The sequence below is a fragment of the Hypericibacter adhaerens genome, from assembly GCF_008728835.1.
Lineage (GTDB): Bacteria > Pseudomonadota > Alphaproteobacteria > Dongiales > Dongiaceae > Hypericibacter > Hypericibacter adhaerens.
Genome location: NZ_CP042582.1, coordinates 5841046 through 5865246 on the forward strand (window position 1 = coordinate 5841046; position 24201 = coordinate 5865246).

Annotated in this window: 25 protein-coding genes; 17 read left to right on the forward strand and 8 right to left on the reverse strand. The window is 68.2% G+C overall.

All coding sequences use genetic code 11. From position 1 onward, the window contains the following. The first annotated feature begins 2 nt into the window (after positions 1–2). The 9 genes from truB (at position 3) to FRZ61_RS26200 (ending at position 9073) form a co-directional block, all read left to right on the forward strand. Positions 3–929, forward strand: coding sequence for a tRNA pseudouridine(55) synthase TruB (truB, locus tag FRZ61_RS26160; protein ID WP_151120573.1), 927 nt, complete (start codon positions 3–5; stop codon positions 927–929). Between the two features lie 19 nt (positions 930–948). Next, positions 949–1218 (forward strand): 30S ribosomal protein S15, encoded by a 270-nt coding sequence (gene rpsO / locus FRZ61_RS26165; protein WP_151120574.1) that lies wholly within the window; start codon positions 949–951, stop codon positions 1216–1218. Positions 1219–1397: 179 nt separating this feature from the next. Further along, on the forward strand, positions 1398–3524 hold the full coding sequence (gene pnp, locus FRZ61_RS26170; protein ID WP_151120575.1) for a polyribonucleotide nucleotidyltransferase: 2127 nt from the start codon (positions 1398–1400) through the stop codon (positions 3522–3524). A 71-nt stretch (positions 3525–3595) separates the two neighbouring features. Beyond that, the gene (gene ugpQ / locus FRZ61_RS26175) at positions 3596–4321 is read left to right on the forward strand and encodes a glycerophosphodiester phosphodiesterase (RefSeq protein WP_191909214.1); all 726 of its coding nucleotides are present in this window, start codon (positions 3596–3598) and stop codon (positions 4319–4321) included. A gap of 50 nt (positions 4322–4371) precedes the next feature. Beyond that, a complete protein-coding gene (locus tag FRZ61_RS26180) occupies positions 4372–5769 on the forward strand; it encodes an NAD(P)H-dependent flavin oxidoreductase (protein ID WP_151120577.1) in 1398 nt (465 codons plus the stop codon). Positions 5770–5916: 147 nt separating this feature from the next. After that, complete coding sequence (gene irrA, locus FRZ61_RS26185) at positions 5917–6336, forward strand: iron response transcriptional regulator IrrA (protein WP_151120578.1); 420 nt, start codon at positions 5917–5919, stop codon at positions 6334–6336. Between the two features lie 212 nt (positions 6337–6548). Then, positions 6549–6971, forward strand: coding sequence for a rubrerythrin family protein (locus FRZ61_RS26190; protein ID WP_151120579.1), 423 nt, complete (start codon positions 6549–6551; stop codon positions 6969–6971). A 164-nt stretch (positions 6972–7135) separates the two neighbouring features. Beyond that, positions 7136–8470, forward strand: a complete 1335-nt coding sequence (locus tag FRZ61_RS26195; protein ID WP_151120580.1) for a heterodisulfide reductase-related iron-sulfur binding cluster — start codon at positions 7136–7138, stop codon at positions 8468–8470. 15 nt (positions 8471–8485) lie between these two features. Further along, positions 8486–9073, forward strand: a complete 588-nt coding sequence (locus tag FRZ61_RS26200) for a DUF3501 family protein (RefSeq protein WP_225309021.1) — start codon at positions 8486–8488, stop codon at positions 9071–9073. Between the two features lie 147 nt (positions 9074–9220). Here FRZ61_RS26200 and FRZ61_RS26205 read toward each other — a convergent pair whose 3' ends face one another. Further along, positions 9221–9784: an SH3 domain-containing protein gene (locus tag FRZ61_RS26205; RefSeq protein ID WP_151120582.1), complete on the reverse strand. Its 564-nt coding sequence runs from the start codon at positions 9782–9784 to the stop codon at positions 9221–9223. Positions 9785–10045: 261 nt separating this feature from the next. On the opposite strand from FRZ61_RS26205, the gene FRZ61_RS26210 reads away from it, so the two are divergent. The 3 genes from FRZ61_RS26210 to FRZ61_RS26220 all read left to right on the forward strand — a co-directional run bounded on the left by FRZ61_RS26210 (position 10046) and on the right by FRZ61_RS26220 (position 13711). Next, positions 10046–11029 carry a 2-hydroxyacid dehydrogenase gene (locus tag FRZ61_RS26210; protein WP_151120583.1) on the forward strand — a complete coding sequence of 328 codons (984 nt, stop codon included), beginning with the start codon at positions 10046–10048 and terminating at the stop codon, positions 11027–11029. Positions 11030–11061: 32 nt separating this feature from the next. Continuing rightward, positions 11062–12753, forward strand: a complete 1692-nt coding sequence (locus FRZ61_RS26215) for an acyl-CoA dehydrogenase family protein (protein ID WP_151120584.1) — start codon at positions 11062–11064, stop codon at positions 12751–12753. Between the two features lie 61 nt (positions 12754–12814). Next, the gene (locus FRZ61_RS26220) at positions 12815–13711 is read left to right on the forward strand and encodes an ABC transporter substrate-binding protein (RefSeq protein WP_151120585.1); all 897 of its coding nucleotides are present in this window, start codon (positions 12815–12817) and stop codon (positions 13709–13711) included. A gap of 27 nt (positions 13712–13738) precedes the next feature. Here the strand turns inward: FRZ61_RS26220 and FRZ61_RS26225 are convergent, their stop codons facing one another. From FRZ61_RS26225 to ubiE, 7 genes are all read right to left on the reverse strand, one after another. After that, positions 13739–14497: a HesA/MoeB/ThiF family protein gene (locus FRZ61_RS26225; protein ID WP_151120586.1), complete on the reverse strand. Its 759-nt coding sequence runs from the start codon at positions 14495–14497 to the stop codon at positions 13739–13741. A 191-nt stretch (positions 14498–14688) separates the two neighbouring features. Then, the gene (gene cysK / locus FRZ61_RS26230) at positions 14689–15678 is read right to left on the reverse strand and encodes a cysteine synthase A (RefSeq protein ID WP_151120587.1); all 990 of its coding nucleotides are present in this window, start codon (positions 15676–15678) and stop codon (positions 14689–14691) included. Positions 15679–15758: 80 nt separating this feature from the next. Further along, a complete protein-coding gene (locus FRZ61_RS26235) occupies positions 15759–16214 on the reverse strand; it encodes an RrF2 family transcriptional regulator (RefSeq protein ID WP_151120588.1) in 456 nt (151 codons plus the stop codon). 20 nt (positions 16215–16234) lie between these two features. After that, on the reverse strand, positions 16235–16717 hold the full coding sequence (gene dut / locus FRZ61_RS26240; RefSeq protein WP_151120589.1) for a dUTP diphosphatase: 483 nt from the start codon (positions 16715–16717) through the stop codon (positions 16235–16237). Next, complete coding sequence (gene coaBC / locus FRZ61_RS26245) at positions 16714–17922, reverse strand: bifunctional phosphopantothenoylcysteine decarboxylase/phosphopantothenate--cysteine ligase CoaBC (RefSeq protein ID WP_151120590.1); 1209 nt, start codon at positions 17920–17922, stop codon at positions 16714–16716. Before coaBC ends, dut begins: the two co-directional genes overlap by 4 nt. A 215-nt stretch (positions 17923–18137) precedes the next feature. Beyond that, positions 18138–19694 carry a 2-polyprenylphenol 6-hydroxylase gene (gene ubiB / locus FRZ61_RS26250; RefSeq protein WP_151120591.1) on the reverse strand — a complete coding sequence of 519 codons (1557 nt, stop codon included), beginning with the start codon at positions 19692–19694 and terminating at the stop codon, positions 18138–18140. A gap of 27 nt (positions 19695–19721) precedes the next feature. Then, complete coding sequence (gene ubiE, locus FRZ61_RS26255) at positions 19722–20585, reverse strand: bifunctional demethylmenaquinone methyltransferase/2-methoxy-6-polyprenyl-1,4-benzoquinol methylase UbiE (RefSeq protein ID WP_151120592.1); 864 nt, start codon at positions 20583–20585, stop codon at positions 19722–19724. Positions 20586–20676: 91 nt separating this feature from the next. On the opposite strand from ubiE, the gene mutM reads away from it, so the two are divergent. From mutM to FRZ61_RS26280, 5 genes are all read left to right on the forward strand, one after another. Beyond that, positions 20677–21519, forward strand: a complete 843-nt coding sequence (mutM, locus tag FRZ61_RS26260; protein WP_151120593.1) for a bifunctional DNA-formamidopyrimidine glycosylase/DNA-(apurinic or apyrimidinic site) lyase — start codon at positions 20677–20679, stop codon at positions 21517–21519. A 15-nt stretch (positions 21520–21534) separates the two neighbouring features. Beyond that, positions 21535–21954 (forward strand): hypothetical protein, encoded by a 420-nt coding sequence (locus FRZ61_RS26265; RefSeq protein ID WP_151120594.1) that lies wholly within the window; start codon positions 21535–21537, stop codon positions 21952–21954. Between the two features lie 69 nt (positions 21955–22023). Further along, positions 22024–22800, forward strand: a complete 777-nt coding sequence (locus tag FRZ61_RS26270) for an enoyl-CoA hydratase (protein ID WP_151120595.1) — start codon at positions 22024–22026, stop codon at positions 22798–22800. Positions 22801–22941: 141 nt separating this feature from the next. Next, positions 22942–23202 carry a 30S ribosomal protein S20 gene (rpsT, locus tag FRZ61_RS26275; RefSeq protein ID WP_151120596.1) on the forward strand — a complete coding sequence of 87 codons (261 nt, stop codon included), beginning with the start codon at positions 22942–22944 and terminating at the stop codon, positions 23200–23202. 559 nt (positions 23203–23761) lie between these two features. Further along, positions 23762–24178 (forward strand): rhodanese-like domain-containing protein, encoded by a 417-nt coding sequence (locus FRZ61_RS26280; protein ID WP_151120597.1) that lies wholly within the window; start codon positions 23762–23764, stop codon positions 24176–24178. The last annotated feature ends 23 nt before the right edge of the window (positions 24179–24201 follow it).

Here is a 24201-nt window from a genome sequence, read left to right on the forward strand (position 1 = left end):
CCATGGCGCGTCGCCGCAAGGGTCAGCCGATCAGCGGCTGGGTGGTCCTCGACAAGCCGCTGGGCATGACCTCGACCCAGGCCGTGAGCGCGGTGCGCCGCCTGTTCGATGCCAACAAGGCCGGCCATGGCGGTACGCTCGATCCGCTCGCGACCGGCCTCCTGCCGATCGCGCTCGGCGAGGCGACCAAGACCGTTCCCTATGTAATGGACGGCCGGAAGATCTATCGCTTCACCGTGCGCTGGGGCGAGGCGCGCTCGACCGACGACGCCGAGGGCCCGGTCACGGCCACCAGCGACCGCCGGCCCGGCCAGGCCGAGATCGAGGCCGTGCTGCCCCGCTTCCAGGGCGAGATCGATCAGGTGCCGCCCGCCTTCTCGGCCATCAAGGTCGAAGGCGAGCGGGCCTACGACCTGGCCCGGGCCGGGGAAGCGGTCGATCTGGCCCCGCGCCGGGTCTGGATCGAGCGGCTGGAACTGGTGCGGCAGCTTGACGCCGACCATGCCGAGTTCGAGGCCGAGACCGGCAAGGGCGTCTATATGCGTAGTCTTGCCAGGGACTTGGCTCTGGCGCTGGGGACCGTCGGCCATGTCTCGGCCCTGCGGCGGATCGCGGTCGGCCCCTTCACGGAATCCCAGGCGATTTCTCTGGAATCGCTCAAGGCCCTGGGGCATATTCCGCCCGCCTCAGGGCACCTGTTACCGGTCGAGGCGGCGCTGGACGACATCCCGGCCCTCCCCTTGACCGACGCCGAGGCGCTTCGCCTGCGTTCTGGCCAGTCCGTCGGTCTGCTCCGCGCGAGCGACCGCGAACGGCTGGGCGCAATCCGCAGCGGTGACTTGGTCTGCGCCATGGCCGGCGGAAAGCCGGTGGCGTTGGCCCGCTGGGAAGCCGGCGACCTGCGCCCCGTGCGCGTGTTGCATCTCTAAGACGAAAGGAACAGCCACGATGTCGATTACGGCCGAGCGCAAGCAGTCGCTCATCAAGGAATATGCCCGCCAAGAGGGTGATACCGGTTCGCCGGAAGTTCAGGTCGCGGTGCTGAGCGAGCGCATCAAGAACCTGACCGACCATCTGCAGTCCCATGAAAAGGACTTCCATTCCCGCCGCGGTCTGCTGGTCATGGTCGGCCAGCGCCGTCGGCTGCTCGACTATCTGAAGCGCACCGACGACAAGCGCTATCAGGAGCTGGTGCAGCGCCTTGGGCTGCGCCGCTAGACGCAACCAGCGTCGTGCCGTCCCGCGGCACGACACGATCCGATCAAAGGGAGAGCGCGCGCGGCAGCGGCCGGCGCCGCGTGCGCCTTATGCCGGGCCGACGCAAGCAGCGGGTGCTCCCGCTGCTTGCGCGGGTCCGGCGCATCCATAACACCGGCCATTTTTAAGGACCCAACTCAATGTTCAAGATCTACCGCAAAGAAATCGAATGGGGCGGGCGCAAGCTCACCCTCGAGACCGGGCATATCGCACGCCAGGCCGACGGCGCCGTCATGGCGACCTATGGCGACACGGTCGTGCTCTGCACCGTCGTGGGCCAGCGGGCGCCCAAGCCCGGCGTCGATTTCTTCCCGCTGACCGTCAACTACCAGGAGAAGGCCTTCGCCGCGGGCAAGATCCCCGGCGGCTTCTTCAAGCGTGAAGGCCGGCCTTCGGAGAAGGAGGTGCTGACCTCGCGCCTCATCGACCGCCCGATCCGCCCGCTCTTCGCCGAGGGCTATCGCAACGAGACCCAGGTGGTCTGCACCACGCTGAGCCACGATCTCGAGAACGATCCCGACATCGTCGCGATGGTGGGCGCTTCCGCGGCGCTGACCATCTCCGGCATCCCGTTCCTGGGGCCGATCGGCGCCGCGCGCGTCGGCTATATCGACGGCCAGTATGTGCTCAATCCGCGCCAGGAAGAGCTCAAGAATTCGAGCCTCGAGCTGGTGCTTGCCGGCACCAACGAAGGCGTGCTGATGGTCGAATCCGAGGCGAGCGAGCTGTCGGAAGAGATCATGCTCGGCGCCGTCACCTTCGGTCACGAGAACTTCCAGCCGGTGATCCGCGCGATCATCGAGCTCGCCGAGCAGTGCGCCAACGAGCCCTGGCCGCTGCCGGAGAAGGGCCCCGAATACGAGGCCGCCAAGATGCGCCTCAAGGCGGTCGCGGGCGACGCGATGCGCAAGGCCTATGAGGAGACCGGCAAGCAGGCCCGCACCCAGAAGGTCGACGAGGTCCGCGCCCAGGCGGTCGAGACGCTCGTCGCCGAGGGCTTCGAGGCCGAGCTCGTCTCCAAGCTGACCAAGGGCCTGGAGCAGGACATCGTGCGCGGCGCCATCCTCGAGACCGGCAAGCGCATCGACGGCCGCGACACCAAGACCGTCCGTCAGATCAACAGCGAGGTGGGCGTGCTGCCGCGCGCCCACGGCTCCGCGGTCTTCACCCGCGGCGAGACCCAGGCCTTCGTGGTCGCGACGCTCGGCACGGGCGAGGACGAGCAGATCATCGACGCGCTCGAGGGCGAGTATCGCGAGCACTTCCTGCTGCATTACAACTTCCCGCCCTATTCGACCGGCGAGACCGGCCGCATGGGCTCGCCCGGCCGCCGCGAAGTCGGCCACGGCAAGCTCGCCTGGCGCGCCGTCCATCCGCTGCTGCCGAAGAAGGAAGATTTCCCCTACACGCTGCGCGTCGTCTCGGAGATCACCGAGTCGAACGGCTCCTCCTCGATGGCGACGGTCTGCGGCTCGTCGCTGGCGCTGATGGATGCCGGCGTGCCGCTGAAGCGCCCGGTGGCGGGCATCGCCATGGGCCTGATCAAGGAGAAGAGCGGCTTCGCCGTCCTCTCCGACATCCTCGGCGACGAGGACCATCTGGGCGACATGGACTTCAAGGTGGCGGGTACCACCGAGGGCGTCACCTCGCTGCAGATGGACATCAAGATCACCTCGATCACGCCCGAGATCATGAAGATCGCGCTGGCCCAGGCCCGCGACGGTCGCCTGCACATCCTGGGCGAGATGGCGAAGGCCTTGTCGCGGTCGCGCGAGGCGGTGAGCCAGAACGCGCCGCGCATCACCGTGATCAACATCCCCAAGGACAAGATCCGCGAGGTGATCGGTTCGGGCGGCAAGGTGATCCGCGAGATCTGCGAGGTCACCGGCGCCAAGATCGACATCGAGGATGACGGCACGATCAAGGTGGCGGCGGTCGACGCTTCCGCGTCGCAGGCCGCGATCGACTGGATCCGCGGCATCGTGGCGGAACCGGAGATCGGCGTGGTCTACACCGGCAAGGTGGTGAAGATCATGGAATTCGGCGCCTTCGTGAACTTCCTCGGCAGCCGCGACGGCCTCGTCCATATCAGCGAGCTGGCGCCGCACCGCGTCAAGCAGGTCTCCGACGTGGTCAAGGTCGGCGATGTGGTGAAGGTGAAGTGCATCGGCATGGACGACCGCGGCAAGGTGAAGCTGAGCATGAAGGCGGTCGATCAGCAGACCGGCGCCGACCTTTCCTCCGAGAAGGCCGCAGCCGCGAACTGACGACGGGAACCGGCCCCCTTCCGTCCATGGAAGGGGGCGTTTCTTCGGGTTTCGTCCGGGGTGGTGATCTCATGCTCCGCCTGCCCAAGGTGATCGGCCATCGGGGCGCCGCCGCGTCGGCGCCGGAGAACACGCTGGCCTCCATCGAGCGGGCGGCGCTCCTGGGCGCGCGCTGGGTCGAGTTCGACGCCAAGCTGACCAAGGACGGCGTCGTCATCCTGATGCATGACGACGATCTCGACCGCACCACCACGGGCCATGGGCCCGTGGCGGAGGCGAGCTGGCCGCAGATCGCGAAGCTCGATGCCGGCGCCTGGTTCGGGCCGGGCTGGCACGGCGTCAGGGTGCCTCGGCTCGACGAGACCATCGCCCGGCTTGCGAGCCTCGGGCTCAACGCCAATATCGAGATCAAGCCCTGCCCCGGCCGCGAGGTCGAGACGGCGGCGGCCGTGATCGAGCTGGTGCGCAAGCGCTGGCCGAAGGGCCGGGAGGCGCCGCTCTTGTCGAGCTTCGCGCTCGAGAGCATGGTGACGGCGCGCGACCTCGCGCCGGAACTGCCGCGCGGGCTCCTGATTTGGGATACGCCCGAGATCTGGCGGGCCGAGGCCGGGCGGCTGGGATGCCGCTCGGTCCATTTCTCGAGCGACCATCTGCCGGCCGATCTCAAGGCGGTTAAGCGGGCGGGGCTGGGCCTGGCGGTCTATACGGTCAACGACCGCGGCCAGGCGCGCCGGTTGCTTGATGCCGGGGTCGACTGCATCATAACCGACCGGCCGGATACGATTCTCGCGGCCTGAACCCAAGGTCCCCGTTCAGGTTCCGCGAGCCAGCAGGAGAGTGTGAGAGAGTGAAGCCGCTGCCGCCTCTGATCATCTCGGGCAAGGAAGTGCTGCCGCTGGTGGAAGGCGGCAAGGGCATCTCCGTCTCCAACGGCGAAAGCTCCGGCGCCTGGGCCGCCGCCGGCGGCGTCGGCACCTTCTCCGGCGTCAACGCCGATTCCTACGATCCCGACGGCAAGCTGATCGAGCAGGTCTATCGCGGCCGCACCCGGCGCGAGCGCCATGAGGAGCTGGTCGCCTACGCGATCCAGGGCGGCATCCATCAGGCGAAGATCGCGCACGAGACCTCCAACGGCCAGGGCCGCATCCACATGAACGTGCTGTGGGAGATGGCGGCCTCGCAGCGCGTGCTGCATGGCGTGCTCGAGGGCGCCAAGGGCCTCATCCATGGCGTCACCTGCGGCGCCGGCATGCCCTACAAGATCGCCGAGATCTGCGCGCAGTACGCCATCTTCTACTATCCGATCGTGTCCTCGGCGCGCGCCTTCCGCGCCTTGTGGAAGCGCGCCTATCACCGCTTCCCCGAGCTTCTGGGCGGCGTCGTCTATGAGGATCCCTGGCTCGCGGGCGGCCATAACGGCCTCTCCAACAGCGAGGACCCGCTGAAGCCGGGCGATCCCTATCCGCGCGTGGCCGAGCTGCGCCAGACCATGATCGAGTTCGGGCTCCGTGCCACGCCCGTGATCATGGCGGGCGGCGTCTGGTGCCTGCGCGAATGGGAGCATTGGCTCGACAATCCCGAGATCGGCCCGGTCGCGTTCCAGTTCGGCACGCGCCCGCTGCTGACGCAGGAGAGCCCCATCTCCGAGGCGTGGAAGCGGCGGCTGATGACGCTCAGCGAAGGCGATGTGTTCCTCAACCGCTTCAGCCCGACCGGCTTCTATTCCTCGGCCGTGAGCAACCCGTTCCTCGACGAGCTCAAGGAGCGCTCCGAGCGCCAGGTCGCCTACTCGACGACGACGGTGGGCGAGCATATCTGGCCGTTCCCGGTAGGGGCCCGCAACCGCCTCGTCTATCTCACCGCCGCCGACAAGCTGCGCGCCGTGCAGTGGGTCGAGGAGGGCTTCACCGAGGCGCTGCGCACGCCGGATTCCACGCTGATCCTGGTGACGCCGGAGCGCGCGAACCAGATCCGCGAGGATCAGATCAACTGCATGGGCTGTCTCTCCGCCTGCCGCTTCTCGAACTGGGCCGAGAACGAGGAAGGCACGACGGGCAAGAAGGCCGATCCGCGCTCCTACTGCATCCAGAAGACGCTGCAGACCATCAGCCACTCGGAGCATACCGAGGACCAGCTCATGTTCGCCGGCCACAACGCCTTCCGCTTCAAGGACGATCCCTTCTACTCGAACGGCTTCATCCCGACCGTGCGCCAGCTCGTGGAACGGCTGCAGACCGGCGACTGACCGATGCTGACCGGGAGGTCAGGAGGACTGTCACGGCCTTGTCATTTTCTTCGTGGGCGCCCTTGATTTAGCTTGTAACTATTCCAAAATCATCCCCAATGGGGTCCTGACGGCCGTTTTCGGCAGAACGAGATCCAGCAGCCGACCATGAGTGCGAACCGCCCCTTTGCTCCCCTTGTCGAGCGCTTGAAGCAGGCAGGGCTGCGTCCGACGCGCCAGCGCCTGGCGCTGGCGAAGCTGCTGTTCGAGCCGGGTTTCCGTCATGTGACGGCCGAGCAGCTTCATGCCGAGGCGGCCGGCGCCAACATGCGGGTGTCGCTCGCGACCGTTTACAACACGCTCCATCAGTTCACGCGCCAGGGCCTGCTGCGCGAGGTCGTGGTCGATCCCGGCCGTTCCTATTTCGACACCAACACCGGCGATCACCATCACTTCTTCTTCGAAGAGAATGGCGAGCTCCAGGACGTGGACGGCGCCGAGGTGGAGCTGGCCCGGCTGCCGGCGGCCCCCGCCGGCACGAAGCTCGGGCGCGTCGACGTCGTCATCCGGCTACAGCCGCGCAAATAGCGCGAGGGCGCGTGCGCCGCGCGCGCGTCGCCGGCTTTCCCTCCCGCCCCCTTTTTGCGACTGCGAATCCTTCTCATAGTTTTGAAGTATTCTAATCTGTTGACAAACGCCTTGCGTCTGATAGTTAATTTGTCAGCTGCCGACGGACCGGTGTCGCGGCCGGCGCCCGTCGGACAAGCCAGAGCTCATCGACAAGCAAGGGAGAGCCAGCCATGTCGAAGTCGCTGAAGAACAGCAAGACCGAAGGCAACCTGAAGGCCGCGTTCGCGGGCGAGAGCCAGGCGAATCGCCGCTACCTCTACTTCGCCCAGAAGGCCGACGTCGAAGGCTACAACGACGTCGCCGCCGTGTTCCGCTCCACCGCCGAGGGCGAGACCGGCCACGCGCATGGCCATCTCGAGTTCCTCGAGGCGGTCGGCGACCCGGCCACGGGCCTGCCGATCGGCGCCACCGGCCCGAACCTGAAGGCCGCGATCGCCGGCGAGACCCACGAATACACCGATATGTATCCGGGCATGGCCCGCACCGCGCGTGAGGAAGGCTTCGACGAGATCGCCGACTGGTTCGAGACGCTCGCCAAGGCCGAGAAGTCCCATGCGGGCCGCTTCCAGAAGGCGCTCGACACCCTCGGCTAAGCGCCGGGGCTAGACGAAAGAGGCCGGGCCCGCGCGAGCGGCCGGCCTCGTGACGGTCAGCGGAAGAGCGGGGCGGTCCCCGCCCTTCCGTTCGCCGTTCCCGCGCCGGCCGCAAGGTGGGAGGCGGCGGCGCCCATAGCCTCTTCGAGAGAGACGTTCGCGCCATGAGAGAGGGCAGCCTCGAACCGCCGGTCCGGCATCCGCTCGACTGGAACGATCCGGATTTCACCAATTGGGAGAAGCTCGACGCCGAGATGCGGCGCGTCTTCGACATCTGTCACGGATGCCGGCGCTGCTTCAATCTTTGCGACAGCTTCCCGCGGCTGTTCGACCTGGTCGACGCCTCGCCGGACGAGATGCATGGGGTCAAGAGCGAGGACTTCAAGCAGGTGGTCGATGCCTGCACGCTCTGCGACCTCTGCTTCATGACCAAATGCCCCTATGTCCCGCCGCATGAGTTCAATCTCGATTTTCCGCACCTGATGCTGCGCTACCGCGCGGCCGAGCGGGCGCGGGGCCATGTCGAGCCGATCCGCGACGAGCTGGGCAAGACCGATCGCAACGGCAGGCTCGGTGCGGTCGCGAGCCCGGTGATGAACTGGGCCGTCAGCGAGAAGAACGGCCTGACACGGCCTCTCATGGAGAAGGTCGCCGGCGTTGACCGCCATGCCGCCCTGCCGAAATTCCACAGCAAGACCTTCATGCTGAAGGCGCGGCAGGAGACGCCCGAGATCAATCGCGAGGCGCCCGGCTTCGGCCGCAAGGCCGTGCTCTATGCCACCTGCTTCGTGAACTATCACAATCCCGGGATCGGCGAGGCGGCGCGCAAGGTGCTGGCCCGCAACGGCGTCGAGACCGAGGTGCTCTATCCCGCCTGCTGCGGCATGCCCCAGCTCGAGGCGGGCAATATTTCCAAGGTCGCCGAGGGCGCGCGCAAGGTGAGCGAGGCGCTGCTGCCCTGGGTCGAGAAGGGCTACGACGTCATCGCGCTGGTTCCTTCCTGCGCGCTGATGCTCAAGTTCGAATGGCCGCTGATCCTGCCCGCCGACGCCGGCATCAAGAAGCTCTCGCAGGCGACCTTCGACATCACCGAATATGTCGTCGACATCGCCAAGCGCAACGGCATCGCGCCAGGCCTCAAGCCGCTCGAGGGCGGCGTGGCGCTTCACATCGCCTGTCACTCGCGGGCGCAGAACATGGGCCAGAAGGCGGCCGAGATGCTGCGCCTCATCCCCCAGGCCGATCTCGCCGTGATCGAGCGCTGCTCGGGCCATGGCGGGTCCTGGGGCGTGATGGAGGGCAATTTCGAGACGGCGCTCAAGGTGGGCAAGCCGGTGGCGAGGCAGGCGCAGAACGCCGGCAAGGCGCATCTCGCCTCCGAATGCCCGCTGGCCGGCGCCCATATCGTGCAGGGCATGGAGCGGATCGCCGACGGCCAGGCGGCGGCCACCCAGTCGCGCCACCCGATCGAACTGTTGGCGCAAGCCTATGGGCTCTGACCAGCGAGGATGACGATGCGCAAGCGCGAGATCACGGCCGACGACCTGATGAGCGTCGAGGCCTATGCCAAGGTGCGCAAGGAGCGGCGGACGGCGCTGGTCCAGCGCAAGCGGCTGCGCCGGCTCGAGATCGGGCCCTACTGCAGCATGCATTTCGAGAACTATGAGAGCATGTGGTTCCAGGTGCAGGAGATGCTCTATATCGAGAAGGGCGGCCCAGAGCAGATCCCGGGCGAGCTCGCGGCCTACAACCCGCTCATCCCCAAGGGGGCCGAGCTGGTGGCCACGGTGCTGTTCGAGATCGACGATCCCGACAAGCGCAAGGCGGTGCTGAGCCATCTCGGCGGCGTCGAGAACAGCGCCTTCATCGAGGTCGACGGCGCGCGCGTCATGGGCGTGCCGGAGGCCGACCAGGACCGCACCACGGACGAGGGCAAGGCCTCCTCCGTGCAGTTCATCCACTTCCCGTTCCAGCCTCAGCAGATCGCGGCTTTCCGCAAGCCGGGAGCCCGCGTCCTGGTGGGCTTCTCGCACCCGCAATACGGCCATATCGCAGTCGCGCCCGAGCCCGTGCGCGCGGCGCTCGCGGATGATTTCGACTGAGGCTTTGCATCGCCCCGGGTCGGGATCGCGCCGCCTCCCCCGAACGGGAGATCAGTAAAAAGCCGCAAGATTGAAATGATCATCCCCTCCCCCGTTCAGGGGGAGGGCAGGGAGGGGGTTGCTCGGCGCGGGCGGCCGCCCGACGGCTCAGAACGTCTCGTTCGGATAAGCGCCCCAGAACCATTCGCGCTTGAGCCAGCCGCGATAGCCCTGGACATCGGCCCGGCACCATTCCTGCTCGCAGGAGAGGAGCTGGCCGATCACGCCCGGCTGCAGCCGGGCGGCGGGCCTCGCATCCATCTCGGGCGCCAGGCGCATCATCCGCTGCTCGCCGGTGATGAGGAAGTCGCGCTTGCCGTCGAGCATGCTCTGATGGACCCAGCCTTCGGTCCCCTGCCAGTCCCGGATCTTGCGCCAGGTGTCGAACTCCTCGATCACCTCGACCGGCATGCCGTCGCGCTTGTAGATCCAGTCGATCGGATAGGTCAGCCCGGGCCCCGTCCGCAGATTGACCTCGTTCGATCGCAGCGAGACGAACCGGGGGATCGGCAGGCCCGACGGGTTGCTGCCCGCGGCCAGCGCCGGGCCGCCGCTCAGTTCCGGAACCAAGCCCCATCCCGTCGCTATCAGGATCGCCGTCAGGAGGAAGATTGCCACCCCACGCCCGCCGCGCCGCCGCGCGCCGGTGGAATGCCCCTGGGCCCGCTTCATCACCCGATCTCCATCATCGAACTGCAATCGCCGATTCGCAGATTCGAACGCTCTGGCGCCCGGGTCAAGTTCGGCAGGCGCCGATCGGCGAGCCCCCTTTCGGGCAAGCTGTCGCACCCCGTACGGGACGGCCGGTGACAGGGCCGGCCCTCGGCTGGACAAGCCCCGGCACCCTTGCTATGGCAGACCGCGAGCCCCGCTTGGTAGAGTGGGCGCCGCACCGGCTGGCTTCCCACCAACCATTCCTCGTGATCGGGCCCGATGCCTCCCAAACCTGTCGTCGTCGTAACCCGCAAGCTGCCCGATCCGATCGAGACGCGCATGATGGAGCTGTTCGATGTTCGCCTGAACATCGATGACCGCCCCATGACGCAGGGGGAGCTGGTGGAGGCGATCAAGGCCGCCGACGTGCTGGTGCCGACGGTCACCGACCGGATCGATTCCTCGGTTCTGTCCCAGGCCGGTCCCAAATTGCGGCTGATCGCGTCCTTCGGCACCGGCGTCGACCATATCGATCTCGCCTCGGCGCGCCAGCGCGGCATCACCGTCACCAACACGCCCGGCGTCCTCACCGAGGACACCGCCGACATGACCATGGCGCTGATCCTGGCGGTGCCCCGGCGCCTGGCCGAGGGCGAACGGCTGATCCGCACCGGCCAATGGAAGGGCTGGGGTCCCACCTCGATGCTGGGCCATCGCATCTGGGGCAAGCGGCTGGGCATCGTCGGCATGGGCCGCATTGGCACCGCGGTCGCGCGGCGCGCGCGCGGCTTCGGTCTCGCCGTCCATTACCACAACCGCCGCCGGGTCCATCAGGATCTCGAAGCCGAGCTCGAGGCGACCTACTGGGAAAGCCTCGACCAGATGCTGGCGCGGATGGACATCATCTCGATCAACTGCCCGCACACGCCGGCCACCTATCACCTGCTGTCGGCGCGCCGCCTCAAGCTGCTGCCGCGCCACACCTACATCGTCAACACCTCGCGCGGCGAGGTGATCGACGAGAACGCGCTGGCGCGCATGCTGGTGGGGGGCGAGCTGGCCGGGGCCGGGCTCGACGTGTTCGAGCATGAGCCCGCCGTCAATCCGAAGCTCCTGAAGCTCGACAATGTGGTGCTGCTGCCGCATATGGGTTCGGCCACGATGGAGGGCCGCATCGATATGGGCGAGAAGGTCATCATCAACATCAAGACCTTCGCCGACGGCCACAAGCCGCCCGATAGGGTGCTCGAAACGATGTTCTGAGCGGATGCCCGTCGGCATCCGTCATCTGGGTCATGCGGCTCGCCGACAAGAAGGACTTCTTCCGTAGCGATCTCAATCTGCAGCGCCTGCTGAAGCGGTCGCTGGGGAACGACTATGCGCGCTGGGAGCCGATGCTGGGCGAGTTCGGCGCCTGGGTCGGCGACGCGGTCGACCGCGCCGCCGCCTATACCGACCGCGAGGCGCCGCCCTACCTCGAGACCTACGACGCGCAAGGCCGCGTCGCCAACCGGATCACCCGCAACCCGGCCTGGGCGGCGGCCTCGCGCGAGGCCTACCGGCGCGGCGTCATCGGCCTCAACTATGCCTCGGATCCGGCGCCATTCGAGGTGACCTTCGCCATGGGCTATCTGCTGTCCCAGGCGGATGTCTCGCTGCACTGTCCCGTCTGCATGACGGGGGCGGTTGCCTATGTGCTCGACCGCTACGGCCCGCCCGCGGTTCGCGCGCGCTATCGCGAGCGTCTGACCCGGATGGACGGCGAGGCACTGACGGCCGGCACCTGGGCGACGGAGCTTCACGGCGGCAGCGACGTCGGCGGCACCACCACGGTGGCGCGCGCCGAGGGCGACCATTGGCGGCTCAACGGCCTCAAATGGTTCGTCAGCAACGCCGATGGCGGGCTCTCCCTGGCGACCGCGCGCCCCGAAGGGGCGCCTGCGGGCACGAAAGGCCTGGGGCTCTATCTGGTGCCGATCATGCTCGATGACGGCGGGCTCAACCCGATGCGCTTCCGCCGCCTCAAGGACAAGCTCGGCACGGTCGGCGTGCCCACCGCCGAGGTCGATCTCACCGAGAGCTGGGCGCTCGAGGTGGCGCCGCCGCCCGACGGTTTCGCGCTGATGATGGCCGCGCTCGAGTTCAGCCGGATCCACAACGCCCTGGCCTCGGCCGGGCTGCAGCGCCGCGCCTTCGTCGAGGCCCTGCATTATGCCGCGGAGCGGCAGGCCTTCGGCGACGCCATCGTCCGTTATCCGATGGTGCAGGACGAGCTCCTGGCGATCCTGGTGACGCTGGAGGCGGGGACGGCGCTCGCTTTCGAGGCGGCGCGGAGCTTCGATATCGCCGACCGCGCCCGCGCGGGCGACGCCGACGAGACGCGGGTCTGGCTCCGGCTCGCGACGGCGCTCGCCAAATACATGACCGGCGAGGATGCGATCCGTGCCTGCTCGCGCGCGATCGAGATCATCGGCGGCAACGGCTATACCTACGATCACGTCACGCCGCGCCTGCTGCGCGACGCGCAGGTCATGACGGTGTGGGAAGGGCCCGCCAACATCCAGGCCCTGGAGATCCTGCGGCTGGTCGCGGGCCGCTATGGCGGCGACAAGGTCTTCACCAACCGTATCGCGGCGATGCTGGCGGCAGCACCGGGCCCCTTGGGCGGCCAGGCGCAGACCGTGAGCGCGGCGCTCAAGGATTGGCAGGATGCGCTGGCGCTGATCCGCGGCGGCCCGGTGGAAGCGCAGCGCCATGCGCGCCGCCTCATGGCGCTGATGGCCGACATCCTCGCCGGCGCCTTGCTGCTGGTCGAAGCGGGCGAAGGGCTGAAGCAGGGCGACCATCGCAAGAGCCTGATCCTGCAGCTCTTCATCGAGGCCCGCTTCGCGGCGCCGGCGCGCCGCGGAATCCTGCCGCAGCGCGACTGGATGCATCGAGAGTTTGAAGCGCTCGCGACCGACCAGCCGATCGCCACGGCACCGTGACGGTGCTTCGTTTCAGCGCGTATCGAAGGATTGGGAAAGAGCCAGAGGCCAGCAACCCAGCATGAGCCGACCTCAGCGCCTGCTCTCCCTGTCCCCCAACGTCTCGATGATTCTGTTCGCGCTCGGCGCCGATGACAGGGTCGTCGGGCGCACCCACTACTGCCTGCCGTCCATTCGGAGCTATCTCGAGGTCTGGGGCCTGTCGGCGGATGCGGTCGCGCCGCGGCTGCGCCATTGGGAAGCCTTGCCGGAAGTCGGCGGCTGGCCCCAGGCGGATCGCGAGCAGACGATGGCGCTCCGGCCGGACATGGTTCTGGCATCCGGAACCGGCACGCTCGATGCCTATGAAGCCGGGATGTTCGGCCTCGGGCCGGACGCGTTCCACAATTTCGATATCCGCACCTTGGCCGACCTGGATCGCCAGATCCTCGCGATCGGCGAGATCGTCGGCGAACCGGAAACGGCACGGGACATCGTGGCGCGATTGGCAGCGCAGCGCGACGCCGTTCTCGCCGGCCGGATCGCGCCGGCCCGCCGCCCGACCGTCCTGTTCGAATATTGCGTCTGCATCAAATACGATCCCGATCCGAAGCGCCGGTTCGCCAATCCGGCACGATTCGTCATGGCGGGCGGACATCTCGCGCCCGAGTTGATTCGCTTGAGCGGCGGCGAGCCGTTGTTCGCCAGCCCCGGCGACACGGTGGCCTGGACCGAGTTCAAGGCCATCCGGGACGCGCAGCCCGATATGGTGCTGGCGTTCGATTGCAACGGCTGTCCGAACGCGATGACCCATCCCGTCCCGGCGCGGCCGGGATGGTCGGATCTGACCGCGGTGTCCGATGGCGCCGTATATCGGCCGACCAAGAACATCGCCAATCCCAATCTCTGCTATCCGGAGGCGCTCGCCGAGCTGGTGGCGCTGGTCACGGCCTGGGACCAGGCGCACCGCCCGGCTTAGCCCGACGGTGTTCGATCCGGGTCGTCCTCAGCCGCCGCAGCCCGGGCAGCCGGCGCGCCGGGGCAGGCGAATCTTGCGGAAGACGGCCGAGAGCGCGTCATAGAGCAGGATCTGGCCCGACAGGCTGTCGCCCAGCCCCAAGAGCTCCTTGACCACCTCGGTCGCCTGCAACGTGCCCATCGTGCCGGCGGCCGAGCCCAGCACGCCCGCCTGCTCGCAGCGCGGCACGGCGTCCTCGTCCGGCATCTCCGGATGCAGGCAGCGCAGGCAGGGATGGGGCGGTCCCAGATAGGGCTTGAAGGTGGTGAGCTGCCCGTCGAACCGCACCACGGCCGCCGAGACCAGCGTCTTCTTCGCCTTGTGACAGGCATCGGCGAGCAGGAAGCGGGTCTCGAAATTGTCGCTGCCGTCGGCGACGAGATCGTAGCCGGCGATGAGATCCCCGACATTCGAGGCGTCGAGATGCAGCTTGTGGCGCGTGACGGCGATCTCGGGGTTGATGCGGGCGATGGCCGCGGCCGCGCTGTCGGTCTTGGTGAGGCCGACATCCTCGGTGCGGTGCAGCACCTGGCGCTGCAGGTTCGAGAGATCGACCGCATCGTGATCGACCACGCCGAGCGTTCCCACCCCGGCGCCGGCGAGATAGAGCAGCAGCGGCGAGCCCAGCCCGCCCGCGCCCAGCACCAGCACCTTGCTCGCCAGGAGCTTCTCCTGCCCATCCTCGCCGATCTCGTCGAGGATCAGGTTGCGGGCATAGCGTTCGATCTGGGTGTCGGAGAGATCCATTTTACTCAGCCGAGAATGCCGTTTCTGCCGTCGCTTCTTTCGCTGCCGCCCACACCATCGTCACCCCCGCGAAAGCGGGGGCCCATGTCGATGCCGCGCTGGGGCCCTTCCATGGATCCCCGCTTTCGCGGGGATGACAGGGGAGGGCGAGGTGATGCCGAGAGTGCTGGATGACGGCAGGTCGCGTGCGTCTACTCCAGCCCCTCGAACAGCGCGGTCGAGAGGTAGCGTTCGGCGAAGGAGGGCAGGATCACCACGATGCGCTTGCCGTCCATGCCGGCACGCGCGCCGACCTCGAGGGCGGCGGCGAGCGCCGCGCCCGAGGAGATGCCGACCGGCACGCCCTCGAGCCTCGCCACGCGCCGCGCGGTGCGGAAGGCGGTCTCGTTGCCGATGCGCACCACCTCGTCGATCAGGTCCTTGTTGAGGATCGAGGGGATGAAGCCCGCACCGATCCCTTGGATCTTGTGGGGGCCGGGCGTGCCGCCGGAGAGCACGGGGCTGTCCTCGGGCTCGACCGCGACCATGCGCAGGCCCGGCCGGCGCGGCTTCAGCACCTCGCCGACGCCGGTCAGGGTGCCGCCGGTGCCGACGCCGCTGACGACGACATCGACCTTGCCGCCGGTGTCGCGCCAGATTTCCTCGGCCGTGGTGCGGCGATGGATCTCGGGGTTGGCCGGGTTGCGGAACTGCTGCGGGATCACGGCATTGCCGATCTGTGCCACCAGCTCCTCGGCGCGGCGGATGGCGCCGTTCATGCCCTGCGCGGCCGGCGTCAGCTCGAGCTCGGCGCCCAGGAGCTTCAGCATCTTGCGCCGCTCGACCGACATGCTCTCGGGCATGGTCAGGATCAGGCGGTAGCCCTTGGCCGCGGCGACGAAGGCGAGTGCGATGCCGGTATTGCCCGAAGTCGGCTCCACCAGCACCGTGCCCTGGCGGATCTTGCCCTCGGCCTCGAGCGCTTCGATCATCGCCAGGCCGATGCGGTCCTTGACCGAGGCCAGCGGGTTGAAGAACTCGCATTTACCGACGATCTCCGCCTTCGATCCACCCTCGCGCGCGAGCTTGTCGAGGCGCACCAGCGGCGTGGCGCCGATGGTGTCGAGGATGCTGTCATAGATGCGGCCGCGAAACTCCGGCTCCCGGGCCGAGGCGCCGACGGCGGTCTTGGTGGCGGTCATGATGGTCAGGGTCTCCTCATGGGGCCGGCACCCGAGGCGGCGCCGGACGATGATGTCGGTTTGGGCAAGCGGTTCGGGTCTCAGATCGTGAAATCCAGCCGTTCGGCGGCGTTGCTCGGCACGCCCGCGGTCTGGGCGCGCTGGCAGAGATCCTCGACCGTGATCTTGTCGAGCTCGAGCAGCATGGAATCCTGGAGCTCGCGCCAGAGCGGTCGCACCACCTGCATACCGATCACGGAACCTCCGCCTTCGGCCAGGGGATCGGGCACCAGATCGATCTGCCGCATGATGCGGACCACCTCGCCCAGGCTGATGCGTCGTCGCTCGCGCGCGAGGCGGTAGCCCCCGCGGGGGCCGCGCTGGCCGGTGAGGATGCCGCTCTTCACCAGATGCTGCAGCACCTGCTCGAGGTAGCGCCGCGGAATGCCCTGGCGCTCGGAGATCTCGCCGGATTGCACCGGACGGTTGCCGCTGTGATAGGCGATATCGACGACGGCCTCGATCGCGAACAAGAGACGCTTGGACAGTCGGAGCATGACGGGCCTCCGTGTTCGTGCTAGCGGCCGGTGGCGGCGGCCGGCTTGGAACCGACGCCGGTCGATCCGAAGCCTCCGGTGCCGCGCGCCGTGTCGGGCAGGGCCTGGGCCTCGACCCAGGCCACGCGCGTCACCGGTGCCACCACCATCTGGGCGATGCGCAGACCCCGTTCGACGGTGAAGGGGGCCTGCCCGAGATTGACGAGAATGACGCCGATCTCGCCCCGATAATCGGCATCGATGGTGCCGGGGCTGTTGAGCAGTGTGATGCCATGCTTGAGGGCGAGGCCCGAGCGCGGCCGCACCTGCGCCTCGTATCCCGGCGGCAGCGCGACGGCGAGGCCGGTCGGCACCAGGGCGCGCTCGCCGGGTGCCAGCGTCACCGGCGCCGTCACGGCCGCCACCAGATCCATGCCGGCCGCTTCGGCGCTCGCATAGTCGGGCAGCGGCAGTCCCGCCGCGTGCGCCAGCCGCTGCAGCGTGACCTTCAGGGCCGCCGTCACGAGGCTCTCTTCAGCTCGGCCGCGATGCGGTCGGCGAGCTCTTCGGCCACCTGCTGCTTCGACATGCGCGGCCAGTCCTCGACGCCCGCGGCGCTCACGAGATGCACCAGGTTGTCGAGCCCGCCGAAGGTGCCGGTGCCGGGCGACACATCGTTGGCGAGAATCCAGTCGCAGCCCTTGGCGAGGCGCTTGGCGGTCGCGTTCTCCACCAGCTTCTCGGTCTCGGCGGCGAAGCCGATCACCAGGCGCGGGCGGCCGTTGCCGGCCGCGGAGAGGCCGGCGAGGATATCGGGGTTCTCCGTCAGCGCGATCGCGGGCGGCGCCTTGCCTTTCGCCTTCTTGATCTTTTCGCCGGCGGCGAGCGCCGGACGCCAGTCGGCGACGGCGGCGGCGCAGACGGCGACGTCGGCCGGCAGCCCGTTGCGGCAGGCGGCCCACATCTCTTCGGCGGTCTCGATATGCTTGACCTCGACGCCGGCCGGGTCGGGCTCGACCGTGGGGCCCGAGACCAGGAGCGTCGTGGCGCCGCGCCGCGCGAGGGCGGCCGCGATGGCATGGCCCTGGCGGCCCGAGGAACGGTTGGCGATGAAGCGCACCGGATCGATCGGCTCATGGGTGGGGCCGCTGGTGACGAGCGCCCTTATGCCCGCCAGCGGCGCCGAGAGGCCGAAATAGCGCTCGATCGCCTCGAGGATCTCATGCGGCTCCGCCATGCGGCCCGAGCCGACCTCGCCGCAGGCGAGATCGCCGGCGTTGGGTCCGACCTGGCGGATGCCGCGCAGCTTGAGCGTCGCGATATTGGCCTGCGTCGCCGCATGGCCCCACATCTCGACATTCATCGCCGGCGCCACCAGCACCTCCTTGTCGGTGGCGAGCAGCGCGGTCGAGGCGAGATCGTCGGCCAGCCCATGCGCCATCTTCGCCAGGAGGTCGGCGCTCGCCGGCGCCACCACCACGAGGTCGGCCTCGCGGCTCAAACGGATATGGCCCATCTCGCTTTCGTCGGTGAGCGAGAACAGGTCGCCATAGACCTTCTCGCCGCTGAGAGCGGCGACCGAGAGCGGGGTCACGAACTCGGCGCCGGCACGCGTGAGAATGACTCGCACCGTGGCGCCCCGGTCCTTGAGGCGCCGGATCAGCTCGAGGCTCTTATAGGCGGCGATACCGCCCGCGATGACGAGGAGGATGCGTTTGCCCGCCAGCATTGGCGCAATTCCTGAAATTTCACGGTTCAGTGCTGCGTTTAACCTAGGCGCGCAGGGGTCCTAGCACAAGTCTTGCGCGCGCCAAGATTGTCTTGGGCCCGAGCCGGATCCATGTGTCTATAACATTGATAAGTATAATGTATTTCAGTCGGGTCAAGGGGATGGGCGGACTCCGCCCGCCTGGGGCTCTGCCCCGGGAGCAATCCCCACAAAAGCTAGTGAAACAGGGCGATCCCGAGGGCCAGCGCCAGGGCCGCCCAGACCCACCAGGGCGTGCCCAGGGGCGCCAGGGGCCGGGGGGGCTTCTCCTGGGCCAGCCGGTTGGCGGCCTGCTCCAGGGCCTGCAGGAGCCGCGGCAGGCGGCGGAACAGGGCGATGCCGCTCTCCACGGCCTCGGCCGCCCGCGCTTCCGGCCCCCGGTTCTCCCGCATCCAGTCCTCGATCAACGGTTGCGCCAGGGTCCAGATATTGAGATCCGGGTTGAGCTGCCGGCTGACCCCTTCGGCCATCAGCATGTTCTTCTGCAGCAGCAGCAGGTGGGGCGGCACCTGCATGTCGAAGGTCTCCGCCAGCTGGAACAGCTGGCCCAGGAGCCGGGCGAAGGAGATCTCGTTGAGCGGCCGGCCGAACACGGGCTCGGCGATCGCGCGCAGGGCTTGCGCCAGCATGTCGCGCGATTCCGTCTCCGGCACGATGCCGGCATTGATATGGATCGCGGCCAGCCGGCGATAGTCGCGCTCGAGCAGGCCCAGCAGCATGTCGGCGAGATAGATGCGGGTCGGCTTGTCGAGGCGGCCCATGATGCCGAAATCGACCGCACCGATCCGGCCCTCCTCATCGACCACCATGTTGCCGGGATGCTGGTCGCCGTGGAAGAAGCCGTCGCGGAAGGCCTGCTTGAAGAAGATCGCGGCGGCGCGCGTCAGCACCTGGTCGATATCGTGGCCGGCCGCGATCAGGGCCGCGCGGTCGTCCATGCGGATGCCGGTCAGGCGTTCCTGCGTCAGCACGCGCCGCGCGCTGCGGGTCCAGTCGACCCTGGGCACGCGGTAGGTCGGATCGTCGGCGAAGTTATGCGCGAGCTCGTCGGCCGCCGCGGCCTCGAGCCTCAGATCCATCTCGAACTCGACCTGGCGCGCGAAGCTCTCGATCGCCTCCACGGGGCGGAAGCGGCGCAGCCGCGGCTGCGTGCGCTCGACGAGATCGGCCACCCAGCGCAGCAGGTCGACATCGCGCCGGAAGGCCCGCTCGATCCCGGGCCGCAGGATCTTGACCGCGACCTCGCCGCTCACGGCCGGCTCTTCCCCGGGCGCGTCCGCCGCCGTGGCGGGCGGCAGCACCGCGAAATGCACCTGCGCGATGGAGGCGGCGGAGATCGGGCGGTCGTCGAAGCTGGCGAAGAGCGTGCCGATCGGGCGGCCCAGCTCCGCCTCGATCGTGGCGCGGGCGATGCTGGAGGAGAAGGGCGGCAGGCGGTCCTGCAGGGTGGAGAGGTCGGCCGCGAACTGCGCGCCCAGGAGATCGGTGCGGGTCGACAGCATCTGGCCCAGCTTGATGAAGGCGGGGCCGAGCTCCACCAGCGCCGCCGCCAGCCGCTCGCCCGGCCGGCCCGTGCCGATGCCGCGGCCGAACAGGAGCTTGGCGATGTCGAGGAAGGTCGAGCGCCCGCCGGCCGCCTCGAGCGCATTGGCCAGCGGCTGCAGCGCGCCATGGCGCGCCAGGATATGGGCCACGCGCAGAAGCCGGGTCAGATTGCGCAGGCTGCGGATCAAGGGCGGAAAGGCTCCCGAATGACGGCGTCAGATGCGCCAGGCGGAATGCAGCGCGGCGATGCCGCCGCTCAGATTGCGATAGCGGACCTGCGCCAGCCCCGCGGCCTCGATCATCGCGACCAGGTCCTCCTGGCGCGGGAAGCGGCGGATGCTTTCGGCGAGATAGCGGTAGGAGGCCTCGTCCTTGGCGACGACGCGGCCGAGCGTCGGCAGCACCGAGAAGGAATAGAGATCGTAGAGGCGGTCGAGCATCGGCAGCACGACATGGCTGAACTCGAGGCAGAGAAAACGCCCGCCCGGCTTCAGCACGCGCCGCGCTTCCGCCAGCGCCCGGTCGATATGGGTGACGTTGCGCAGGCCGAAGGCGATCGTATAGGCATCGACGCTCATCGCTTCGAGCGGCAGCGCCTCGGCATTGCCCGCGATCCACTCGATGCCGCCAAGATGGCCGCGATCGATGGCGCGGTCGCGGCCCCGGGCCAGCATCGCCGGCGTCAGGTCGCAGACCAGGATGCGTCCGCCCGCGGCCGCCGCTTTCCCGGGTCCGCCCCAGCGCTCGAGGATGCGCAGCGCGATATCGCCGGTGCCGCCTGCCACGTCGAGCACGGTCTGGCCGGGACGGGGATCGAGCCAGTCGATCATCGCCTTCTTCCAGAGCCGGTGGATTCCGCCCGACATGAGATCGTTCATCAGGTCGTAGCGGCCGGCCACGCTGTCGAAGACGCCGCGCACCAGGCCCGCCTTCTCCTCGGCCGGCACCTCGCGAAAACCGAAGGAGACCTGCTCGGCCTGTGGGGTCTGGCCCCGGACCTCGTCCTGCGAGGCCGAGGGGTCCGGCGTGGCGGGACGGGAGGCCGGTCCGGGCGGGTTTCCAGGGGCGACAGGTTGCATGGCGGCGAACATAGCGTGGCGCCCCCAGCCGCGCTACGCTCCCGCCCCGATCGACCGACCTCCCCGCCAACCGCGCCCGAGCCGTTCCGCCTTGCCCGAGCTTCCCGAAGTCGAGACCGTTTGTCGCGGCCTGGCCCTGCGCCTGGAAGGAAGGCGGCTGGCGCGCGTGCAGCAGCGCCGCAAGGATCTGCGCTTCCCCTTGCCGCGCGGCTTCGCCGCACGGCTTCAGGGACGGCGCGTGCTCAAGGTTGATCGTCGCGCCAAATACATCCTCATCCATCTCGAGGGCGACGAGATCCTGCTCTGCCATCTCGGCATGAGCGGACGCATGCTGATCGGCAACGGCCCGGTGCTCGAGCCCGAGGCGCACGATCACATCATCCTCGAGACCGACGATGGCGGCCATGTCCGCTTCAACGATGCGCGCCGCTTCGGCATGATGGACCTGGTGAGCGAGGCGGGCCTCGCGCGCCACAAGCTGATCAAGGGCCTCGGGCCCGAGCCGCTCGATCCGGCCTTCACCGGCGCCGTGCTGGCCACGCGGCTCGACCGCAAGGCGACCTCCATCAAGGCCGCCATCCTCGATCAGCGTGTGGTCGCGGGCATCGGCAACATCTACGCCTCCGAGGCGCTGTTCCGCGCCGGCCTCTCGCCCAAGCGCAAGGCCGGCACGGTCCAGGGCCCACGTGCCGAGAAGCTGGTGGCGGCGATCAAGGCGGTGCTGGCCGAGGCCATCGCCGCCGGCGGATCCTCGCTGCGGGATTACGTGCAGACCGACGGCGAGCTCGGCTATTTCCAGCACCGCTGGGCCGTCTACGAGCATGAGGGCGAGGCTTGCCCGGCCTGCGAATGTGACATCGCGGTCACCGGCGGCATCCGCCGGATGACCCAGGGCGGGCGCTCCACTTTCTACTGTCCCCGCCGCCAGCGCTGAGGTAAGGAACCGCCCATGATGGATCGCCAGATCGCCCCTCGTCGGACCCGGCGCCTGCCGCGCGCCTTCTTCTGCGCGCTCCTGCTCGCGACGGGCATCGCGGTGGCCGGCACGACGAGCCCTGTGGCCCGGGCCGCCTCCGACAGTGGCAGCTTCGTGGCCGGCGTGGAGGATCTTCCCCTGATGCCGGGCCTGACGGAGCTGTCGGGCTCGGGCTACGCCTTCGGCTCCTCGAGCGGGCGGATCGTCGAGGCCTATGCCACCGGCGATGTCAGCCAGCAGCAGGTGCTGGACTTCTACAGCGCGACCTTGCCGCAGCTGGGCTGGGAAGCCGCCACGAGCCACAGCTATCGCCGGCAGGGCGAGCGGCTCGCGATCGACTTCGTCAAGGGCAGCGGGCCCCTGACCGTCCATTTCACCGTCACGCCGGAATAATCCGGTGCCGGAGGGGCCGCGAAGCCTCTCCTGCGACAGAACCCTCCGGCGCGAAGAGCGAGGAAGATCATGGGCTATCAGAACATCATCGTCGAGAAGAAGGGCCGCGTCGGCCTGATCACGCTGAACCGGCCCAAGGCCCTGAACGCGCTCTGCGACGCCCTGGTCCAGGAGCTGGGCCAGGCGCTGAACGATTTCGAGGGCGACGCGCATATCGGCGCCATCGTCATCACCGGCAGCGAGAAGGCCTTCGCGGCCGGCGCCGACATCAAGGAGATGAAGGACCGCAGCTTCGTCGATGTCTATCTGTCGGACTTCATCACCAAGGGCTGGGAGCGTGTGGCGCAGTGCCGCAAGCCCGTGATCGCCGCGGTGGCGGGCTACGCGCTGGGCGGCGGCTGCGAGCTGGCGATGATGTGCGACGTCATCCTCGCCGCCGATACCGCCAGGTTCGGCCAGCCCGAGATCACGCTGGGCGTGCTGCCGGGTGCGGGCGGCACGCAGCGCCTGACGCGCCTCGTGGGCAAGGCCAAGGCCATGGAGATGTGCCTCTCGGGCCGGATGATGGATGCCGCCGAAGCGGAACGGTCGGGTCTCGTCAGCCGCGTGCTGCCGGCCGAGCAGCTGATGGACGAGGCGATGAAGCTCGCCGATCGCATCGCCTCCATGTCGGCGCCCGCGGTGCTGATGGTGAAGGAATCGGTGAACCGCGCCTACGAGACCACGCTGGCCGAGGGCCTGCACTTCGAGCGCCGGCTGTTCCATGCGGCCTTCGCCACCGAGGACCAGAAGGAAGGCATGGCGGCCTTCGTCGAGAAGCGCCAGCCGGACTTCAAGGATCGCTGATTCGAAGGCTAAGAAACCGTTGCGGCAGGCTCATTTTTCGGGCCTTTCGCCAGCCTTGACGGGGCCAGGGGCAGGGGCTATAACCCGCCGCCCCCGAACAGGAGGGGCAGCCCCCTTCCCGCATCTAAGAGAGCAGGCACAATGGCCCAGCATAAGTCGGCGAAGAAGCGCATCCGCCAGACCGAGCGGCGCACCGCGGTGAATCGCGCGCGCGTGAGCCGTGTGCGCAACGTCATCAAGAAGCTCGAGACCGCGATCGCCGCCGGCGACAAGTCCGCGGCGCAGGCCGCCTTCAAGGAAGCGCAGCCGGAGATTCAGCGCGGCGTTCGCACCGGCGCCCTCCAGCGCAACACCGCCTCGCGCAAGCTGTCGCGCCTCAGCGCACGCATCAAGGCGCTCTGAACCATCTATCGTGTTGACGGCAACGCGCGCCACCATCGGTGGCGCGCGTTGTCATTTTGCGTTCCCTCTGCGTCCTTCTTCGCCGCAGCGCGAGAGGCCCGCGGCATCGCCCCCGACCCTGCTGTGGCAAACGCGAAGGAAGCATGATCGCAGAATCGAATTCTCTGTTGCTCGCGCTTCATTTTTTCGAAGCCGCATCTGCGGGCCGCGGCGGAAGCTGTGCTGATGGGCAACGCAAGCGATTTTTTTCTCGCGTCACCTATCGGACATATTGCGTGGTCCATACCCAACTGAGTAGAGTCGACGCCCGGTGGTCGACGGGGAGGCTCAGCGGGTTCGAGCGTGCGGTAAAAAATTTCCACGAGACCGCACATCCGACACTCGGCAATACGAACGATCCTCAGCGCACAAACTACAAGAACGCGGGGAAAGTTCGGGTCGCATCCACTGATCGGTTTCGGAACGCGGTTTCGCTCGGGTGTGGCGACGGCGCGTTCGGATTTTCGGTGAACTCTGGCGCTTCAGGGGAGCGTCGAGCGAAGGTCGGGGCGACACGAACATGAGCTACGCCGGAGACGTCTCCCCATCGCAAGCCTGGCAGATGCTGAGCCAGGAAAAGCCAGTGCGACTGGTCGATGTGCGCACGCGGCCCGAATGGAGCTTCGTCGGCGTGCCGGACCTGTCGAGCCTCGGGAAGAAGACAATGTTCCTGTCGTGGCAGGACTATCCCGCCATGCAGGTGAACCCGGCCTTCGCCGCCGAGCTGGCGAAGGTGCTTCCCGACAAGGACACGCCCGTCCTGTTTCTGTGCCGCAGCGGCGCCCGTTCGAAGGCAGCCGCCATGGCGCTCACCGCCATGGGCTACAGCCGTTGCTTCAATGTCAGCGAGGGGTTCGAGGGGGCCCTCGACGCTGAGCACCATCGTGGCCGTGCGGGCGGCTGGAAAGCCGCCGGCCTGCCCTGGGTGCAAGAATGAGGACAGCTTTAAGCGGGGGCAGC

Excerpts from the sequence above, each read along its gene's own strand:
- FRZ61_RS26205 (WP_151120582.1), bottom strand. The coding sequence starts at position 9,784 with ATGAAGCGGGCCCAGGGGCATTCCACCGGCGCGCGGCGGCGCGGCGGG.
- FRZ61_RS26225 (WP_151120586.1), bottom strand. The coding sequence starts at position 14,497 with ATGGATCTCTCCGACACCCAGATCGAACGCTATGCCCGCAACCTGATC.
- pnp (WP_151120575.1), top strand. The coding sequence starts at position 1,398 with ATGTTCAAGATCTACCGCAAAGAAATCGAATGGGGCGGGCGCAAGCTC.
- cysK (WP_151120587.1), bottom strand. The coding sequence starts at position 15,678 with ATGACCGCCACCAAGACCGCCGTCGGCGCCTCGGCCCGGGAGCCGGAG.
- FRZ61_RS26270 (WP_151120595.1), top strand. The coding sequence starts at position 22,024 with ATGGGCTATCAGAACATCATCGTCGAGAAGAAGGGCCGCGTCGGCCTG.
- irrA (WP_151120578.1), top strand. The coding sequence starts at position 5,917 with ATGAGTGCGAACCGCCCCTTTGCTCCCCTTGTCGAGCGCTTGAAGCAG.
- FRZ61_RS26215 (WP_151120584.1), top strand. The coding sequence starts at position 11,062 with ATGCGGCTCGCCGACAAGAAGGACTTCTTCCGTAGCGATCTCAATCTG.
- coaBC (WP_151120590.1), bottom strand. The coding sequence starts at position 17,922 with ATGCTGGCGGGCAAACGCATCCTCCTCGTCATCGCGGGCGGTATCGCC.
- ugpQ (WP_191909214.1), top strand. The coding sequence starts at position 3,596 with ATGCTCCGCCTGCCCAAGGTGATCGGCCATCGGGGCGCCGCCGCGTCG.
- FRZ61_RS26220 (WP_151120585.1), top strand. The coding sequence starts at position 12,815 with ATGAGCCGACCTCAGCGCCTGCTCTCCCTGTCCCCCAACGTCTCGATG.
- ubiE (WP_151120592.1), bottom strand. The coding sequence starts at position 20,585 with ATGCAACCTGTCGCCCCTGGAAACCCGCCCGGACCGGCCTCCCGTCCC.
- FRZ61_RS26195 (WP_151120580.1), top strand. The coding sequence starts at position 7,136 with ATGAGAGAGGGCAGCCTCGAACCGCCGGTCCGGCATCCGCTCGACTGG.
- rpsT (WP_151120596.1), top strand. The coding sequence starts at position 22,942 with ATGGCCCAGCATAAGTCGGCGAAGAAGCGCATCCGCCAGACCGAGCGG.
- FRZ61_RS26280 (WP_151120597.1), top strand. The coding sequence starts at position 23,762 with ATGAGCTACGCCGGAGACGTCTCCCCATCGCAAGCCTGGCAGATGCTG.
- FRZ61_RS26200 (WP_225309021.1), top strand. The coding sequence starts at position 8,486 with ATGCGCAAGCGCGAGATCACGGCCGACGACCTGATGAGCGTCGAGGCC.
- rpsO (WP_151120574.1), top strand. The coding sequence starts at position 949 with ATGTCGATTACGGCCGAGCGCAAGCAGTCGCTCATCAAGGAATATGCC.
- truB (WP_151120573.1), top strand. The coding sequence starts at position 3 with ATGGCGCGTCGCCGCAAGGGTCAGCCGATCAGCGGCTGGGTGGTCCTC.
- FRZ61_RS26265 (WP_151120594.1), top strand. The coding sequence starts at position 21,535 with ATGATGGATCGCCAGATCGCCCCTCGTCGGACCCGGCGCCTGCCGCGC.
- FRZ61_RS26235 (WP_151120588.1), bottom strand. The coding sequence starts at position 16,214 with ATGCTCCGACTGTCCAAGCGTCTCTTGTTCGCGATCGAGGCCGTCGTC.
- FRZ61_RS26190 (WP_151120579.1), top strand. The coding sequence starts at position 6,549 with ATGTCGAAGTCGCTGAAGAACAGCAAGACCGAAGGCAACCTGAAGGCC.
- FRZ61_RS26210 (WP_151120583.1), top strand. The coding sequence starts at position 10,046 with ATGCCTCCCAAACCTGTCGTCGTCGTAACCCGCAAGCTGCCCGATCCG.